The sequence below is a fragment of the Micrococcus sp. KRD077 genome, from assembly GCF_017168505.1.
Lineage (GTDB): Bacteria > Actinomycetota > Actinomycetes > Actinomycetales > Micrococcaceae > Micrococcus > Micrococcus luteus.
Genome location: NZ_JABFAZ010000002.1, coordinates 162,832 through 178,955 on the forward strand (window position 1 = coordinate 162,832; position 16,124 = coordinate 178,955).

The following is a 16,124-nucleotide window of genomic DNA, read 5'->3' on the forward strand; positions in this document are numbered from 1 at the left end:
CCCCCACCGCCCCCCGCCCGGACGGCCGCGCCGTCGACGAGCTGCGCCCCATCACCATCACCCGGGGCTGGTCCCGGCAGGCGGAGGGCTCGGCCCTGATCGAGTTCGGGAACACCCGCGTGCTGTGCACCGCCTCCTTCACCGAGGGCGTGCCGCGCTGGCTCAAGGGCGAGGGGACCGGCTGGGTCACCGCCGAGTACGCGATGCTCCCGCGGGCCACCAACGAGCGCAGCCAGCGCGAGTCCGTCAAGGGCCGGATCGGCGGGCGCACCCACGAGATCTCCCGCCTGATCGGCCGGTCCCTGCGCGCCGTCATCGACCTGTCCGCCCTGGGGGAGAACACCATCGTCCTGGACTGCGACGTCCTCGACGCCGACGGCGGCACCCGCACCGCCGCCATCACGGGCGCCTACGTCGCCCTCGCCGAGGCGGTGGCCTGGGCGCGGCGCGAGGGGATCCTCGCGAAGGGCGCCGCCGTCCTCAAGGACTCCGTCGCCGCGGTGTCCGTGGGCATCGTGGACGGGGTGCCCGTCCTCGACCTGCCGTACGTGGAGGACGTGAAGGCGGAGACGGACATGAACGTGGTCGTCACCGGGGCCGGGGAGTTCGTGGAGGTGCAGGGGACCGCCGAGGGCGCGCCGTTCACCCGCGCCGAGCTGGACACCCTGCTGGACCTGGCCCTGATCGGCACGGGTGAGCTGGCCCGCGTCCAGGCCGAGACCCTGGCCGCCGCCACGGAGGACCGGGCGTGAGCGCGCCCGCCTCCTCGTCGGCAGGCCTGCCGGAGGGCGCCCGCGTCGTGCTCGCCACGCACAACGCGGGCAAGGTGCGCGAGCTGCGGCAGCTGCTCGCCGGCGCCGTGCCCGGCCTCGACGTGGAGGCCGCGGTGGTGGACGCGGGCGCCGTGGGCGCCCCGGACGTCGTCGAGGACGGCGTCACGTTCGCCCAGAACGCGCTGAAGAAGGCCCGCGCCGTGGCCGCGCACACGGGGCTGATCGCCGTCGCGGACGACTCCGGTCTGGCCGTGGACGTGCTGCACGGCGCCCCCGGGATCTTCTCGGCCCGCTGGGCCGGGCGCCACGGGGACGACCGTGCCAACCTCGAGCTGCTGCTGGCCCAGCTGGCCGACGTGCCGGACGAGCATCGGGGTGCCCAGTTCGTGTGCGCCGCCGCGCTCGCGGTCCCCAGCGGCCCGGACGCCGCGGGCGCCCGGGCCATCCACGTCGAGCACGTCGAGCACGGCCGCCTGCCCGGCACCCTGCTGCGCGAGCCCGTGGGGGACGGCGGCTTCGGCTACGACCCGATCCTGCGCCCCGAGGGCCGGGACGTGTCCACCGCGCAGCTGAGCCCCGAGGACAAGAACGCGATCAGCCACCGGGGGCACGCCTTCCGCGCCCTGCTGCCCTACCTGGTGGACGCGCTCGACGCGCGCCCGTGAGCGGCGGGCGCGCCCCCGTGCCGGGGCTGGACTTCACCGCGATCGACTTCGAGACCGCCAACGGCTTCCGCGGCTCCCCGTGTGCCGTGGGCGCCGTCCGGGTGCGGGACGGGGTCATGGTGGACCGTGCGGAGTGGCTGATCCGTCCGCCCGTCGGCTTCGACCGGTTCGATCCCCGCAACGTGCGCATCCACGGCATCACCGAGGACCGCGTCCTGGACGCCCCCCGGTTCGCGCAGGTGTACGACGAGCTCGCGGACTTCGTGGGGACGGACGTGCTCGCGGCGCACAACGCGGGCTTCGACGTCGGCGTCATCGAGTCCGGCCTCGAGGTCTCCGGCCGGGACGTGCCGGGCCTGGAGTTCGTGTGCACCCTGGTGCTGGCGCGCCGCGTCTACGACCTGCCCTCGTACGCCCTGCCCTCCGCGGCGCGCGAGGCCGGGTTCACCCCGGGACGCCACCACGACGCACTGGCCGACGCCGAGGCCTGCGCGGCCATCCTCGTGGACATCGGCCGGCGCGTGCTGGGGGCGCCGCCGGCCGACGCGGAGATTCTGCCCGGGCTGACCGACGCGCCGGCCGGCCGCGGCGTCGACCGCCTGATGCGGGCCCAGGGGCTGGGCGTCAGCGTCCTCGCCCCCCGGGCGGCGGGATCGGGCGCCGAGTCGAAGGCCACCCGCCAGGCCCGGCGCACTGAGGGCGTCTTCGACGCGCGGGTCCCGCTGCGGGACGAACGCGCCATGCCCGACTTCATGCGCTGGCCGGACGAGGGCGTCAATCCGCCCCCGAACCCGACCGCCGACCCGGGTCACCCCCTGTTCGGCCAGACCGTGGTGTTCACGGGCGGCATCGGCATGTCGCGTCAGAGTGCCAAGACGCGCGCGGCCGCGCACGGCGCGCAGACCGCGAACCGGGTGGGCGCGGCCACCACGATGCTCGTCGTGGGGGACGGCTTCGAGGCCGCGGACCTGCACCGCCCGCGCGCCGAGGACGGGGCACCGCAGGCCGTGACCACGGCGCTGGCGCACCGCAAGACGCGGGACGCCCTGCGCCGGCGGGACCGTGGGCAGGCCATCGCCCTGGTCTCCGAGGGGGAGTTCCTGCAGATGCTCGACGGGAACTGGCCGGACGCCGCGCGCTGAACCACTCAGGTGGTCGCGGCGCTCCAGCGCCGGGCGGCCTCCAGGACGACCTCGCGCTCGGCGATCCACCCCGGGACGGAGGCCTCGGCCGCGGCGCGGTCCGCGGGGTCGTGCGCGCCGAACACGGCGGTGCCGTGCGCCGCGCCGAGCACCTGCCCGGCCAGCGAGGCCGTGGAGTCGGAGTCGCCGTCGTGGTTCACGCCGATCCGCAGCGCCAGGGCGAGCGCCGCCGCCGGATCGGCCGGGTGCGCCGCCTGCGCGGTGAGCGCGGCATACAGCGCGATGGCCAGGGCCTCCTCCGCGACCCAGCCCTCGCCGAGCGCGGTGGGGAGGGCGCCGGGGGCGCCGGGGTCGGCGTCGACGGTGCCGGCCAGGTCGACCGCCGCGGTGACGGCGGCGCGGGTCTCCTCGGCCTCCTCGCCCAGGGTGTCGAGCCACGCGCGGGCGTGCGCGACCGCGGCGGCCAGGTCCAGGCCGCGCAGCAGGGCCGCGATGACGAGGGCGTACGCGGCCGCCGCGACCCACGCGGTGGGGTGGCCGTGCGTGAGGACGGCCCCCTGGCGGGCAAGGGACACGACGTGCGGGTCCTCGAGCCCCGGCACCATTCCGTACGGGGCCGAGCGCATGACCGTCCCGCAGCCCTTCGAACCCGGGTTGTGCGGGTCGCCCGGCAGGCCCATCCCCGGTTCGGCGAGCCCGCTCAGGCACGCGGTGCCCGGCGCGCGGCGCACCTTCAGCTCCGCGTGCGCGTCGATCCAGCGGGGCGGGGCCGGGGGAGCGCCCTCGGGCAGCGCGCCGTCCTGCGTGGCGAACCAGCGCAGGCACGCGAGCCACACGCACGCCGCAGGATCGGCCGGGACGCCGTCGTTCTGCCACTCGATCCACTCGAGCAGGCCGTCGAGCACGTACAGCGTCAGCTGCGTGTCGTCGGTGATCGGCAGGGCGTGGGCGCCCTGCTGGGCGAGCAGGTCCGCGGCGTCGGTGACGCCGGCGGGGCCGTGCACCGCCGCGATCCCCGACGCGGGGGTGAACTCGACGACGCCGCCCAGCGCGTCCCCGGCGGCACCGGCCGCGAGGAGGGCCAGGACCCGGTCGGCGTGCTCGGGGCCGGGCAGGGGCGTGGACGAGGAGGCGGTGGGCTCGGGCGCGGTGGCGGACATGCCGCCATCGTACGAGCTGCACCGCGTCGTGCTTATCCCGTCCACACCCTCCCTAGAGTGGGCCGCATGATCCTGCTGCACACCTCGGACTGGCATCTGGGCCGGTCGTTCCACGGCACCGGACTGCTCGAGGCCCAGGAGGAGGTCCTGGACGCCCTCGTCGCGACCGTGACGGAGCGCGGCGTGGACGCCGTCCTGCTGGCCGGGGACGTGTACGACCGCGCGCTGCCGCCGGCGGACGCCGTCCGGCTGCTGGACCGGACGCTCACCCGGCTGCACGCGGCCGGCGCCCAGGTGGTGCTCACGAGCGGCAACCACGACTCGGCGGTGCGCCTCGGCTTCGGCGGCGGACTCCTGGCGGCCGCGGGCGTGCACGTGCGCGCGGACGCGGCGGAGCTGGACCGCCCCGTGCTGCTCACCGAGCCCGGGGTCGACGGCGGTGCGGGCCAGACCGTGGCCGTCTACGGCATCCCCTACCTCGAACCGCGCCACCAGGGACCGGCCTGGGGCGTGGAGCCCCACCACACGGCCGTGCTGACGGAGGCGGTCCGCCGCGTCCACGCCGATCTGGCCGCCCGCCGCGCCGAGACGCCGGAGCCGGTGGCCGCCGTCGTGCTGGCCCACCTGTTCGCGGCCGGGGGCCACGGCTCCGAGTCCGAACGGGACATCGGCGAGGGCGAGCACGTTGAGCCGGACGCCCCGCCCGAGATGCTGGTGGGCACGCTGGGGCAGGTGCCGGTCTCCGTGTTCGACGGGCTCGACTACGCGGCCCTGGGCCACCTGCACGGCCGCCAGCGGCTGGCAGAGCACGTGCGGTACTCCGGCTCACCGCTGCCGTACTCCTTCGCCGAGGCGGGCCACCGCAAGGGCGGCTGGCTCGTCCACGTCACGGGCGGGGCCGTCACCGACGTCGAGGCCGTGGACTGGGACGCCGGACGGCGCCTGGCGGTGCTGTCCGGGCCGATCGAGGACCTGCTGGAGTCCCCGGAGTTCGCGTGGGCGGAGCAGTGCTGGGTGCAGGTCACCGTCACCGACGACGAACGCCCCGAGCGGGCCCTGGAGCGCCTGAAGACCCGGTTCCCCTCCGTGCTCGTCTTCCGCCACGAACCGGCCGGCGGGAGGCGGGCCCGGGAGCGGACCTACGCCCAGGTCCTGCGGCAGGCACCCTCGGACCACGCGCTCGCGGTCGGTTTCGTGGACCACGTCCGGCAGCGGCCGGCCAGCGAGGCGGAGCAGGACCTGCTGCGGGACGCCCTCGAGGCCGCCCGTGCGGCGGAGGTGCGCGCATGAGGATCCATCGGATGCGCCTGGAGGGGCTCGGGCCCTATGCCCAGGCGCAGGACGTCGACTTCGACCGGCTCAACGCGGCCGGCCTGTTCCTGCTGGACGGGCCCACCGGCGCGGGCAAGTCCACGGTGCTGGCCGCGCTGTGCTTCGCCCTCTACGGGACCGTGCCAGGCGGACGGTCGGCCGAGTCGCTCGTGACCACGCTGCGCGAGCCGGGCGCGGTGATCCCCGAGGTGCAGGTCGAGTTCACCGTGCAGGGCCGGCGCTTCGAGGTGGTCCGCTCACCCAAGCACGAGCGGCCCCGCCGGCGACGCAGCGCAGCGGGGGGCGCCACCGTCACCACGCAGGCCACGGTCTCCCTGCGGGAACGCGTGGCCGGGGAATGGACGGCGCCGCTCACCCGGGCGGACGAGGTCGGCCAGCAGATCGCGGCCGTCCTGCACCTGGACGCCGAGCAGTTCATACAGGTGGTCCTGCTGCCCCAGGGACAGTTCGCCCAGTTCCTCACCGCGAAGTCGGATGAGCGCCGCGTCCTGCTGCGGCGGCTCTTCGGCACGCAGCGCTTCGACGGCGTCGAGGAGCACCTGCGCGTCGAGACGGCCCGGCTGGACACCGCGGTGGCCGTGGACGCGGACGTGGCCCGGACCGCGCGGGCACAGCTGGCCGAGGCGCTCCACGAGGCGCTCGGCCCGGACTGGCATGCGCCGGAGCCGTCACCGGACACGGACGACCGGCTGCTCGCCCTCGCCGCCGAGCGCGCAGGTCGCGCCCACGAGGACGCGCGGGCCGACCTCGCCACGGCCCGCGCCGCGGAGCAGCGGGCCCGGGTGACGGCGCGTGAGCTGGAGACCCGCGGGCGGGACCTGGCCGCGGCCGAGGCGTGGGCGAGCCGTCGACGCGACCACGACGCCGAGGCCGAGACCGCCGCGGCGCGGCGCCGCGCCGTCGACGCCCATGAGCGCGCCGGGCGGGTGCTCGCGGCCGCCCAGCGGGCCTCCGCGGCGGCGGACGCCGCCGGCACCGCGTCGGAGGCGGTGACGGAGGCCCTGGCGCACGTCGAGGACGAGCCGACCGCGGCGGCGTGGCTCGCCGCCGCCCGGGCGGACGGGGCCGCCGATGCGCCCGCCTCCCGCCAGGCGCTGGGGGAGGCCGAGCGCGCCGCGGAGGCGGTGGCGCGCGCCGTCCGGGACCGTGACCGGATGCGCGAGCTGGAGCAGGAGGCGGCCGCCGCGGCGGAGCGTCGGGCCGAGATCGACCGCGACCGCGCCGCCCTGGTCGAGTCCCGCCCCGAGCGTGAGGCGGCCGTCGCGGCACACCGCGCGGTCGTCGAACGCGGCACCGAGCGTCTCGGCGCCCGGGAGGCCGTGGACCGCGCCGTGTCCGAGGCCGCCGCTCGCCGCACGGCCGCCGAGGCCGCGGCCGCCCGCGCCGTCGAGGTCGAGACCGCGGCCCGGGCCCACCGGGAGGCACAGGAGCGGCGACGTGAGGCCGCCGAACGGCACGTCGGTCTGCTGCGTGCCCGGTACGAGCAGGCCGCCTCCGAACTGGCGGAGCGGCTCGTGCCCGGCGAGCCGTGCGCCGTGTGCGGCTCGCCCGAGCACCCGGCCCCGGCCGCGACCGCGGACACCGCGGTGACCGAGGCGGACGTGCGGGACGCCGAGCAGGCCCGGACCGCGGCCGACCGGGCCGCGACCGACGCCGAGACCGCCCTGCGCGCCGCCGAGCAGACCCTCCGCTCGGCGGGCGAGGCCGCCGCCGGGCTCGCACCCGAGGCCGCGCGGGAGGCGCTCGAGCGCGCCGAGACCGAACGGGCCGCGCTGGACCAGGCGGCGAAGGACCTCGCCGCGGACCGCCGCCGGCTGACCGCCGCCGAGAAGACGCTCGCCGGGGCCGACGAGACCGCCGCCGCGCTCGCGGCCGAGGACGGCCGGCTCGCCGAGGCCGCCGCCCACCGCGCCGCCCGGCTGACCGAGCTGCGGGACGCCGTCGAGGCCGCCCGCGGCGACGCCGAGACCCTCGACGCCCGCCGCGACCAGGTCACCGCCGCACGCCGGGTCCTGGCCGCCCTCGCTGCGGCGCAGGACGAGGACGCGCGCGCCCGGGCGGTCGCCGACGAGACCGGACAGGCGCTCACCGCCGCGCTGGCCGAACAGCGCTTCGACGACGTCGACGCGGCGCGCGCGGCCCGCCTCGAGGAGACGGAGGCCGCCGACCGCACGGCCGCCGTGCAGGAGTGGGACGCCGAACGGGCCCGCCTCGCCGAGCTCGAGGCGAGCGAGCCCGTCCGCCGGGGCCGCGCCCTCGCCGAGGCGGGCGTCGAGCCGCCGACCGAGGAGCAGACCCGCGCCGCCGCCGAGGCGCTCGCCGCGGCCGAGGCCGCGAGCTCGTCCCGGGCGACGGCGGTCGGGCGGCTCGATTCGCTCGTCGCCACGGTGCGCCGGCAGTCGGCCGCCCTGACCGAGGTCCTGGAGCGGTCCGCCGGGCTCATCGCCGAGCACACGCGGGTGCGGGGGCTGCTCGACCTCGTCCGCGGCGGCGGGGAGAACCTGCTCAAGATGCCCCTGACGAGCTATGTCCTCGCCGGGCGGCTCGAGGAGGTCGCCGCCGCGGCCACCGAGCGTCTGCTCGCCATGACGGACCAGCGGTATTCGATCGAGTACTCCGACGCCGTGGGCGGGCGCGGGAACAAGGGCCTCGAACTCGTCATCCGGGACCACTACGTGGACGAGACGCGCCACCCGGCCACGCTCTCGGGCGGCGAGACCTTCATGGCCTCCCTCGCCCTCGCCCTGGGGCTCGCGGACACCGTGCAGGCCGAAGCCGGCGGCATCGAACTGGACACGCTCTTCGTGGACGAGGGCTTCGGCTCGCTCGACGCGGACACCCTCGACGACGTCCTGGACGTCGTGGACACCCTGCGGACCGGTGGCCGGACCGTGGGCCTCGTCTCCCACGTCGAACGGATGAGGCAGGAGATCGGCGTGCGCCTCGAGGTGCGCAAGGACCGGCGCGGCTCGAGCCTCGCGGTGCACGACGGCGCCTGAGCGACGGGGGTGCGCCCCGCCGCCCCGGCCCGCGCCACGCGTGAGGTCAGGCCCGGCGCCACCGCCGGCGGAGGCGCTGCCGGAGTCGGCCGAGGCGTCCGGCGTCGAGCTCGGACGGGGCCGCCCAACGCTCCTCAGCCCGGCGCGCCTGCTCGGCCGCGCGCTCGGCCGCGACGCGCTGCGCCTCCCGCTCGGCCGCGACACGGCGCTCCTCCTGCAGGCGGCGCTCCCCGCGGACCTCGGTGAGCCGGTACAGCACGGGCACGAGCACGAGCGTGAGCAGGGTGGAGGACACCAGGCCGCCCACCACGGCCACCGCGAGGGGCTGGGAGATGAACCCCGCGTGCCCCGTGATGCCCAGGGCCATCGGGGTCATGGCCAGGATGGTGGCCAGGGCCGTCATCACCACCGGGCGCACGCGGTTGAGCGCGCCCACCTCGATCGCCTCGTCCAAGGTCATGCCGCGGTCGCGGCGGTACTGGTTGATCAGGTCGATCAGCACGATCGCGTTCGTCACCACGATGCCCACCAGCATGAGCAGCCCGATCATCGTGGACAGTCCCAGCGGCGTGCCGGTGGCCAGCAGCGCCAGGAACACGCCCGTGGCGGCGAAGGGGATCGACACGAGCAGCACGAGCGGCTGGCGCAGCGAGTTGAACGTCGCCACCATCACGACGTACACGGTCGCCACGGCAGCCAGCAGCGCCAGTCCGAGGTCCCGGAACGTCTGCGCCTGCTGCTCCGCCGCGCCGCCCACGGCCGCGGTGACGCCCTCGGGCAGGTCCAGCTCCGCCACGGCCTGCGTGACCCGGCGCGAGACGGCCCCGAGGTCCTCGTCGTCCGGGGTCACCGTGACGACGGCGGTCCGCTCGCCGTTCGAGGACGTCACCCGGGCGGGCACCGGCACTCGCGAGACCTCGGCGAGGTCCCCCAGCGGCACGGGCCCCTCGGCCGTCTCCACGGGCACCTGGCGCAGGGCGTCGAGGGACTCGACCGGCTCCGGGTCACCCAGCTGCACCGCGAAGCTCTCGAACCCGAAGCGGACGTCGCCCACGGGCACGGCCTGCAGGGCGGCGGCGGCCTGGCCGGCCACCGCCTCCTCGGTCAGGCCGAGCCGGGCGGCGGCGACGGTGTCCACGTCCACCTGGAACGTCGGGCGCAGGTCCGAAGCCGGCGTCGTCACCTCGCGGGCACCCTCGACGGGCCGCAGCGCCTCGGCGACCTGATCGGCGGCCGCGGTGAGGGCCTGCGGGTCGGGGGCGGAGACGGCCACCTCGATGTCCTGGCCGCCGCTCGGCCCCTGCTGTGTGGAGACGGACACGTCGCCCACGCCGTCGAGACCCGTGAGCTCGGCGCGCACCCCGTCCTGGAGGGCCACCTGGTCCGCATCCGGGTCGGTCACCACCGTGAACCGCGCCCGGTCCGCCGAGGAGCCGCCGAAGGCCCCCATCGGACCGGCGGCGGTGCCGGCCGTCCACTGGACCGTCTCGACGCCGTCGGTGTCCAGCAGCACCCGCTCGATGCGCTCGGCGGCGGCGGCCGTGGTCTCCAGCGACGTCCCCGGCTCCTGCTCCGCCGTGACGACGAACGAGTTCTGTCCCGAGTCGCCCAGGAGGTTCGTGGGGATCAGCGGGACCAGCGCGGCCGTGCCGGCCAGCAGCGCCAGGGCGGCGGCGAGGGTGACCACGGTGTGCCGCTGTGTCCAGCGCAGCACCGGGCGGTAGGCCCGGGTGAGCCATCCGCCGGCCGCCACGGGCCGGTCGCCGGGGACGGCGGGCGCGGCCGTGGTCTCGGCCCCGCGCCGCGGGGAGCGCAGGAACCACCAGCACAGCACCGGCACGATCGTCAGGGCGACGACGAGGGAGGCCAGCAGGGCGACCGTGGCGGTCACGGCGAAGGGCCGGAACAGCTCGCCGGCCAGGCCGCCCACGAAGGCGATGGGCAGGAACACGGCCACGGAGACGAGGGTGGAGGCGGTGATCGCGGTGGCGACCTCGCGCGTGCCGTCCAGGATCGCGGTGCGCCGGTCGGCACCCAGGCCGAGGTGCCGGCGGATGTTCTCCACCACCACGATCGCGTCGTCCACGACTCGGCCGATCGAGATCGTCAGCGCCCCGAGCGTCAGCGTGTTGAGGGAGTAGCCGAAGGCCGCCACCCCGATGAGGGCGGCCAGCAGGGACAGCGGAATGGACACGGCGGTGACGAGGGTGGAGCGCACCGAGAGCAGGAACACGGCGATCACCAGCACGGCGAACGCCAGGCCCAGCAGGCCCTCCTGGAACAGCGTGTCGATGGACTGCTGGATGAACGGGGCCTGGTCGAACACCACGGTCAGGTCCGCGCCGCCGCCGACCAGGGACGCCAGCTCCGGCAGGGCGTCGCGCACGGCCTGCGAGACCGCCACGAGGTCGGCGTCCGGGGTCGCGGTCACGGAGACGGACAGCGTCGGCACCCCGTCGGTGCGGGTCAGGGACGTGGGGGCCGCGGCCACGAGGGTGACGTCGGCGACCTCGTCCAGGGTGCGCGGTTCGCCGTCGCCGGAGGGAGCGACGACGATCCCGCGCAGGCCCTCGAGGTCCTCGACGGCGGCGCCCGCCTGGACGGGATAGGTGGTCGCCCCCTCGGTGACCTGGCCGACGGGGAAGAGGCCGGCGTTCTCCTCGAGTGCGTCGGTGATGTCGGAGGTGGTCAGCCCGGCGGCGGCGAGCGCGGCCGGGTCCGGGACCACGGAGACGTTCTCGTCCGTGCCGCCGAGGACGTCGGCGCCACGGACGCCGTCGATCTTCTGCAGCCGCGGGGCCAGGACGTCCTCGGCACGGCGGCGCAGGGTGTTGAGGTCCTCGTCCCCGGACAGGGCGAGGAAGACCACCGGGAAGTCGGAGACGGAGCCCGCGAAGGACGAGGTCTCCGCCTCCTCCGGCAGCTGCGGCCCCAGGTTGGCCACCACGCGGTCCACCTGGGACCGGGCCCGGTTCAGGTCTGTGCCGTAGGCGAACTCCAGCTGGACCGCGTTGAAGCCGGACTGCGACGTGGACCGCGAGGATTCGAGCCCCTCCACGGCCTGCAGGGCCGTCTCGAGGGGCTCGCCCACCTGAGCGTCCACGACCTCGGGGGACGCCCCCGGGTAGAGCGTCGAGACGGAGATGACGGGCAGCTCGAGCGGGGGGATCAGCTCCCGCTTGAGCTGCCCGGCGGAGAGGACGCCGAACACCGCGATGAACACGGTGACGAGCGCCACGAGCGCCCGCCGACCGAGTGAGAACCGTGCGAGCGCTCCCATCGGGGCGTCAGGCCAGCTTCAGTGCGGCGTCCGTGACGGTGCGGACCTCGTCCAGCAGCGCCGGGTCGTCGTTGAGCGTGTGGCCCAGGGACGGGATGAGCTCCTTGAGCGTGCCGTCCCAGCCGGCCATCTTCGCGGGGAAGCAGCGCTCGAGCAGCTTCACCATGATGGGGGCCGCGGTGGAGGCGCCCGGCGAGGCGCCGAGCAGGCCGCCGAGCGAGCCGTCCGCGTGCGTGACGACCTCGGTGCCGAACTGCAGGACGCCGCCGAAGCGGCCCTTGCGCTTCATCACCTGCACGCGCTGGCCCGCGGTGATCAGCTCCCACTCGCCGCCGTCGGCCTCCGGGTAGAACTCGTGCAGCGCGTCGATCTTCTTGTCCCGGGACTTCAGCACCTCGGTCACGAGGTACTTGGTCAGGTCCATGTTGTCCTTGGCCACGTCCAGCATCGTGCTGAGGTTGTGCGGGCGCACGGACAGCGGCAGGTCCAGGTAGGAGCCGGTCTTGAGGAAGTTCGTGGAGAACCCGGCGTAGGGGCCGAACAGCAGGGAGCGCTTGCCGTTGACGAAGCGGGTGTCCAGGTGGGGCACGGACATCGGCGGGGCACCGACGGCGGCCTGGCCGTACACCTTGGCCATGTGCTGGTTGACCACGGACTCGTCCGTGCAGCGCAGGAACTGGCCGGAGACCGGGAAGCCGCCGAAGCCCTTGGCCTCGGGGATGCCGGACTTCTGCAGCAGGGGCAGGGCGCCGCCGCCGGCACCGACGAAGACGAAGCGGGCGCGGTCCACGAGCTCGGAGCCGGCGGCCTTGTTCTTGACCTTGACCTCCCAGCGGCCGTCCGTGCCGCGGGTGAGGCCGGTGACCTTGTGACCGAAGCGCACCTCGGCGCCGGCGCCGGCCATGGCCGTGATGAGCTGGCGGGTGAGGGAGCCGAAGTCGACGTCGGTGCCGCCGGTGTTGCGGGACGCCGCCAGGCGCTGGCCCGGCTCACGGCCCTCGATCAGCAGCGGGGCCCAGGCACGGATCTGCTCCGGGTCCTCGCTGTGCTCCATGCCGGCGAACAGCGGCTGGGCGGACATGGCCTCATAGCGGGTGCGGAGGTAGTCCGCGTGGTCGTCACCCCACACGAAGGACATGTGCGGCAGCGGGTTGATGAAGGACTTGGGGTCCTTGAGCGTGCCGTCCGCCACCAGGGAGGACCAGAACTGGCGGGTGGTCCAGAACTGCTCGTTGATGCCCAGCGCCTTGGTGACGTCCACCCGTCCGTTCTTGTCCATGGGCGAGTAGTTCAGCTCGCACAGGGCGGCGTGGCCGGTGCCCGCGTTGTTCCACGGGTCGGAGGACTCCAGGCCGGCCTGATCGAGGCTCTCGTACAGGGCGATGGACCAGGTGGGCTCGAGCTTCTGCAGCAGCACGCCCAGGGTGGCGCTCATGATGCCGCCGCCGATCAGGACGACGTCGTGGGTGGCGGTGGACGAGGTGGTGGGCACGGTCAACTCCTGAAGCAGAACGACGGCGGGTGGGCGCAGTGCGACCAGGCCGAGCAGTGGCGGTCGGGCCGGGCGCCGTGATCTCCCACTGTACTACCGGTGCGTTCAGCCTTCGGTCAGCCTGACGCGCGAGAAGGGCTCGTCCAGCTGCGGCGACGTCGGGTAGGAGGCCACGCGCGGGCCGGTGGCCAGGGCCGAGATCGGATAGACCAGCGGCAGCGCCGGCAGGTCGAGGGCCATGGCCCGGACGACGCGGCGGAACAGGGCGCGGCGTGTGTCGTCGTCGGTCTCGGCCGCCGCCGCGTCCACGTCCTCGACGACGCGCGGGTTGCGGTAGCCGGTCTCGGCGCGGCCCGAGCGCGCGAAGGGCTCGAGGAACGCGTGCGGGTCTCGGTAGTCGCCGGTGCGGCCCATCAGGTGCAGGGCTCGGGTGGGTCGGGAGACGACGGCGTGCAGGTAGTCCTGGTCCTCCGGCACGGGCACGGGCACGATGTGCATCCCCACCGCGCCGAGGTCGCGGGCGACCATCGCGTAGACCCGCTCAGGCTCGGGCAGGGAGGGACGGGCCGTGCCAGCCGGGTAGAGGAACTCCAACGGCTCCCCGTCGTATCCCGCCAGGCCGAGGAACTCGCGGGCCCGGCCCGGGTTGACGTCGTAGCGCCGAGCCTCCTCGTCGCCGACGCCGAGGGACGGGGGGACGAGGTCGTGGGCCAGGCGGGTGCCCTCGAGGAAGACGTCGCTGCCGGCGATGCGCGGGCGGTCCACCGCGTACGCGATCGCCTGGCGCAGGTACTGCGCGTGCACGAGCGGATGGTCCAGGTTCATGCCCACGTAGAGCACGCCCAGGGGGTCCCGGGGCAGCACCTGGGTGCCGGCCTCGACGAGGGGGCGCAGCTGGCCGGGGGCGACGACGTCGATCACGTCCGCCGTGCCGCGCCGCAGCTCCCGCAGGCGCACGGAGGCCCGACCCCACGCCTGCACGGCCACCGGATGCGCCGCCGGATCGGAGCCGCGGTGGCGGGCGCTGGGGACCAGGAACGTTGCGCCCGAGGCACCCGGGTGGGCGCGCGTGAGCTCGGCGGTCTCCGCGGCGTCGGCCCAGCGGTAGGGGCCGGTGCCGGCGGGGGTGGTGACCTCGGAGCCGTCCACGTCGACCGTGCGGTCCCACGAGGCCGGCGAGGAGATCGCGAAGGCCGGCGAGGCCAGCGCGGCCGCGAGGTGACGGCGCGGGGAGTGCAGGCGCAGCCGCACCTCGAGCTCTCCGTGCGCCTCGACGCCGGCGAAGGCGGAGTCCGCGTCCCCGGCGTATCCGCCGAAGGCCGAGACGAACGAGGAGGGCGGGGAGACGGTCCCGTCCACGGGCGCAGGTGCGGCGGCCCACCGCTCGATGTTCGCGACCACGGCGGCGGCATCGCACGGCTCGCCGTCGTCGAACACCACCCCGGAGACCAGGTGGAACGTGTGGAGGCGGCCGCCGTCGGACTCCTCGTGCCGCTCGGCGAGGCGGGGCGTGGGGGCGCCGGTGTCCGCGTCCACGCCGAGCAGCGTCTCGAAGACCTGGCGGATCAGACGGAAGGACTCGACGTCCAGCGCGCGGGCCGGGTCCCGCGTCAGCGCCCGCGCCGGGGCGCCGACCACGAGCAGCCGGCCCGGGCCCGAGGAGCTCGGGGCGGCCGAGGACGGCGCCGCGGGCGACGTCGTGCAGCCGGCCACGCCCAGGCCGAGCAGGCCCAGGCCCCCGCCGAGGAAGGCGCGGCGAGTGGGCTGCATGGCGGCCTCCTCTGGCAGGTGACGTCGGGGTCGGGCGGGCCCGGGGGGCCCGGGGAGTGCGGGCGGGGGGACTCGAACCCCCACGTCCAGGACACTGGAACCTAAATCCAGCGCGTCTACCAGTTCCGCCACGCCCGCGCACACCCCGCGCGGGCGGGGCGAGGCCCGATCCTACCGTGCGGCGCCCGGGCGCGGCGGGCGCGGATCAGGCCTCGTCGAGGCCGAGGGTGCGGCGCAGTCGGGCCACGTGGCCGGTCGCCTTCACGTTGTACTGCGCGTGGGTGACCTTCCCGTCCGGGCCGACGACGATCGTGGAGCGGATCAGACCCTCGAAGGTCCGCCCGTAGTTCTTCTTCTCACCCCAGGCGCCGTAGGCCTCGGCCACCGCGTGGTCCTCGTCCGAGAGCAGGGGGAACGTCAGGCCCTCCTGCTCGGCGAACCGGATGATCTTGCCGATCGGGTCGGGGGAGATCCCCAGGACGACGTAGCCGGCCGCGGTCAGGGAGGCGAGGCTGTCCCGGAAGTCGCAGGCCTGCGTGGTGCAGCCGGGCGTGGACGCGGCCGGGTAGAAGTAGACGATCGTGTGCTTGCCCGCGCTGTCGCGCAGCGAGACGGGCCGGCCCTCCTGGTCCTGGAGGGTGAACGCGGGTGCCGTGTCGCCGGGCTGGAGGCGGTGCTGGGTCGTGTCGGTCATGGGCCCCAGCCTACGGTGGGCCCGGGCGGGGAGCGGGGACGACGCAGGCCCCGTCTCCGTGGAGACGGGGCCTTCGCTTCGGTGGGTGCACCCCCCGGGACTCGAACCCGGAACCTGCTGATTAAGAGTCAGATGCTCTACCGGTTGAGCTAGAGGTGCAGGTGCCGCACCGCCTCTCGGATCTCTCCGGTGCGCCGTGCAACGAGGTGAAACCCTACCAGGGGTTTCAGACGCCGTGCAAATCGGGGGGCGTGACGTCCGTCGCGTCCGTCTCCGGGGTCGCGTAGAGGCGGTCCAGTTCGTCCATGAAGGCGGTCATGAAGGCGTGGAAGTCGGTGGCGTCCTCGGCCTGGTCGAGCTCCGCGGTGCCGTCCTCCGTGAGGTCGCCCACCGGCACCCGCGTGTGCTCCGGGACGTCGAACCACGTCCGGAAGCCCGTGACGGTCTCCACCTGATAGCCGCTGCCCGTGTCCGCCACGGTGGCCACGTTGGCCAGGCCCACCTCGACGACGTCGGCGCGGTCCGCGGAGGCCTCGGTCACCGGGCCGTGCGGGTCGTCCTCGGCCACGCCCGGCGCGCGGCGGTCGTGGTCGTCCGGGGTGGAGGTGGGGTCGAACGGGCACAGCAGCATCTCGAGCGGCTGGTGGCGGTAGCCGATCACGAGGGGGGAGGAGGAGCCCGAGGGCTGGCCGTAGACGACGTTGTAGTCGCCGTGGTTGAACACGCGCGCATCGAAGACGCGGCGCAGCCGTCTGTGCAGGGTGGGCGTGTCCATGGGCCCAACGTACGCGGACCCGTCCGCACGTGTCATGCCGCG

Annotated in this window: 11 protein-coding genes and 2 tRNA genes; 5 read left to right on the plus strand and 8 right to left on the minus strand. The window is 75.4% G+C overall.

The window, feature by feature from the left end; translation table 11 throughout:
* The 3 genes from rph to J1M39_RS00785 form a co-directional block, all read left to right on the plus strand.
* A partial coding sequence (gene rph, locus J1M39_RS00775) for a ribonuclease PH (protein WP_060974091.1) occupies nucleotides 1-752 on the plus strand: 752 nt, incomplete at its 5' end.
* Complete coding sequence (locus J1M39_RS00780; RefSeq protein WP_036312997.1) at nucleotides 749-1,438, plus strand: non-canonical purine NTP pyrophosphatase; 690 nt, start codon at nucleotides 749-751, stop codon at nucleotides 1,436-1,438. The genes rph and J1M39_RS00780, both read left to right, overlap by 4 nt.
* Nucleotides 1,435-2,580, plus strand: coding sequence for an exonuclease domain-containing protein (locus tag J1M39_RS00785; protein WP_036312995.1), 1,146 nt, complete (start codon nucleotides 1,435-1,437; stop codon nucleotides 2,578-2,580). Before J1M39_RS00780 ends, J1M39_RS00785 begins: the two co-directional genes overlap by 4 nt.
* 5 nt (nucleotides 2,581-2,585) lie before the next feature.
* Here the strand turns inward: J1M39_RS00785 and J1M39_RS00790 are convergent, their stop codons facing one another.
* Entirely contained in the window at nucleotides 2,586-3,740 is a 1,155-nt protein-coding gene (locus J1M39_RS00790; RefSeq protein ID WP_036312992.1) for an ADP-ribosylglycohydrolase family protein, read from the minus strand.
* 66 nt (nucleotides 3,741-3,806) lie between these two features.
* On the opposite strand from J1M39_RS00790, the gene J1M39_RS00795 reads away from it, so the two are divergent.
* Complete coding sequence (locus J1M39_RS00795) at nucleotides 3,807-5,030, plus strand: exonuclease SbcCD subunit D (RefSeq protein WP_036312989.1); 1,224 nt, start codon at nucleotides 3,807-3,809, stop codon at nucleotides 5,028-5,030.
* On the plus strand, nucleotides 5,027-8,071 hold the full coding sequence (locus J1M39_RS00800) for an AAA family ATPase (protein WP_206496365.1): 3,045 nt from the start codon (nucleotides 5,027-5,029) through the stop codon (nucleotides 8,069-8,071). The genes J1M39_RS00795 and J1M39_RS00800 overlap by 4 nt, the downstream gene beginning before the upstream one ends.
* Before the next feature lie 46 nt (nucleotides 8,072-8,117).
* Here the strand turns inward: J1M39_RS00800 and J1M39_RS00805 are convergent, their stop codons facing one another.
* From J1M39_RS00805 to J1M39_RS00835, 7 genes are all read right to left on the minus strand, one after another.
* On the minus strand, nucleotides 8,118-11,351 hold the full coding sequence (locus tag J1M39_RS00805; protein WP_036312982.1) for an efflux RND transporter permease subunit: 3,234 nt from the start codon (nucleotides 11,349-11,351) through the stop codon (nucleotides 8,118-8,120).
* A 7-nt stretch (nucleotides 11,352-11,358) separates the two neighbouring features.
* Entirely contained in the window at nucleotides 11,359-12,849 is a 1,491-nt protein-coding gene (locus J1M39_RS00810; RefSeq protein ID WP_205805183.1) for a malate:quinone oxidoreductase, read from the minus strand.
* Between the two features lie 99 nt (nucleotides 12,850-12,948).
* The gene (locus J1M39_RS00815; RefSeq protein WP_036312976.1) at nucleotides 12,949-14,613 is read right to left on the minus strand and encodes an ABC transporter substrate-binding protein; all 1,665 of its coding nucleotides are present in this window, start codon (nucleotides 14,611-14,613) and stop codon (nucleotides 12,949-12,951) included.
* 57 nt (nucleotides 14,614-14,670) lie between these two features.
* A tRNA-Leu gene (locus tag J1M39_RS00820) sits at nucleotides 14,671-14,751 on the minus strand.
* Nucleotides 14,752-14,818: 67 nt separating this feature from the next.
* A complete protein-coding gene (bcp, locus tag J1M39_RS00825; protein ID WP_010078986.1) occupies nucleotides 14,819-15,307 on the minus strand; it encodes a thioredoxin-dependent thiol peroxidase in 489 nt (162 codons plus the stop codon).
* A gap of 86 nt (nucleotides 15,308-15,393) precedes the next feature.
* Nucleotides 15,394-15,466 (minus strand) — tRNA-Lys (locus J1M39_RS00830).
* Nucleotides 15,467-15,533: 67 nt separating this feature from the next.
* Nucleotides 15,534-16,082 carry a hypothetical protein gene (locus J1M39_RS00835; RefSeq protein ID WP_036312973.1) on the minus strand — a complete coding sequence of 183 codons (549 nt, stop codon included), beginning with the start codon at nucleotides 16,080-16,082 and terminating at the stop codon, nucleotides 15,534-15,536.
* Between the last annotated feature and the right edge of the window lie 42 nt (nucleotides 16,083-16,124).

Bases quoted from the DNA above. Each gene is read 5' to 3' on its own strand.
- J1M39_RS00815 (WP_036312976.1), bottom strand. From the start codon at position 14,613: ATGCAGCCCACTCGCCGCGCCTTCCTCGGCGGGGGCCTGGGCCTGCTC.
- J1M39_RS00805 (WP_036312982.1), bottom strand. From the start codon at position 11,351: ATGGGAGCGCTCGCACGGTTCTCACTCGGTCGGCGGGCGCTCGTGGCG.
- J1M39_RS00835 (WP_036312973.1), bottom strand. From the start codon at position 16,082: ATGGACACGCCCACCCTGCACAGACGGCTGCGCCGCGTCTTCGATGCG.
- J1M39_RS00800 (WP_206496365.1), top strand. From the start codon at position 5,027: ATGAGGATCCATCGGATGCGCCTGGAGGGGCTCGGGCCCTATGCCCAG.
- J1M39_RS00790 (WP_036312992.1), bottom strand. From the start codon at position 3,740: ATGTCCGCCACCGCGCCCGAGCCCACCGCCTCCTCGTCCACGCCCCTG.
- bcp (WP_010078986.1), bottom strand. From the start codon at position 15,307: ATGACCGACACGACCCAGCACCGCCTCCAGCCCGGCGACACGGCACCC.
- J1M39_RS00795 (WP_036312989.1), top strand. From the start codon at position 3,807: ATGATCCTGCTGCACACCTCGGACTGGCATCTGGGCCGGTCGTTCCAC.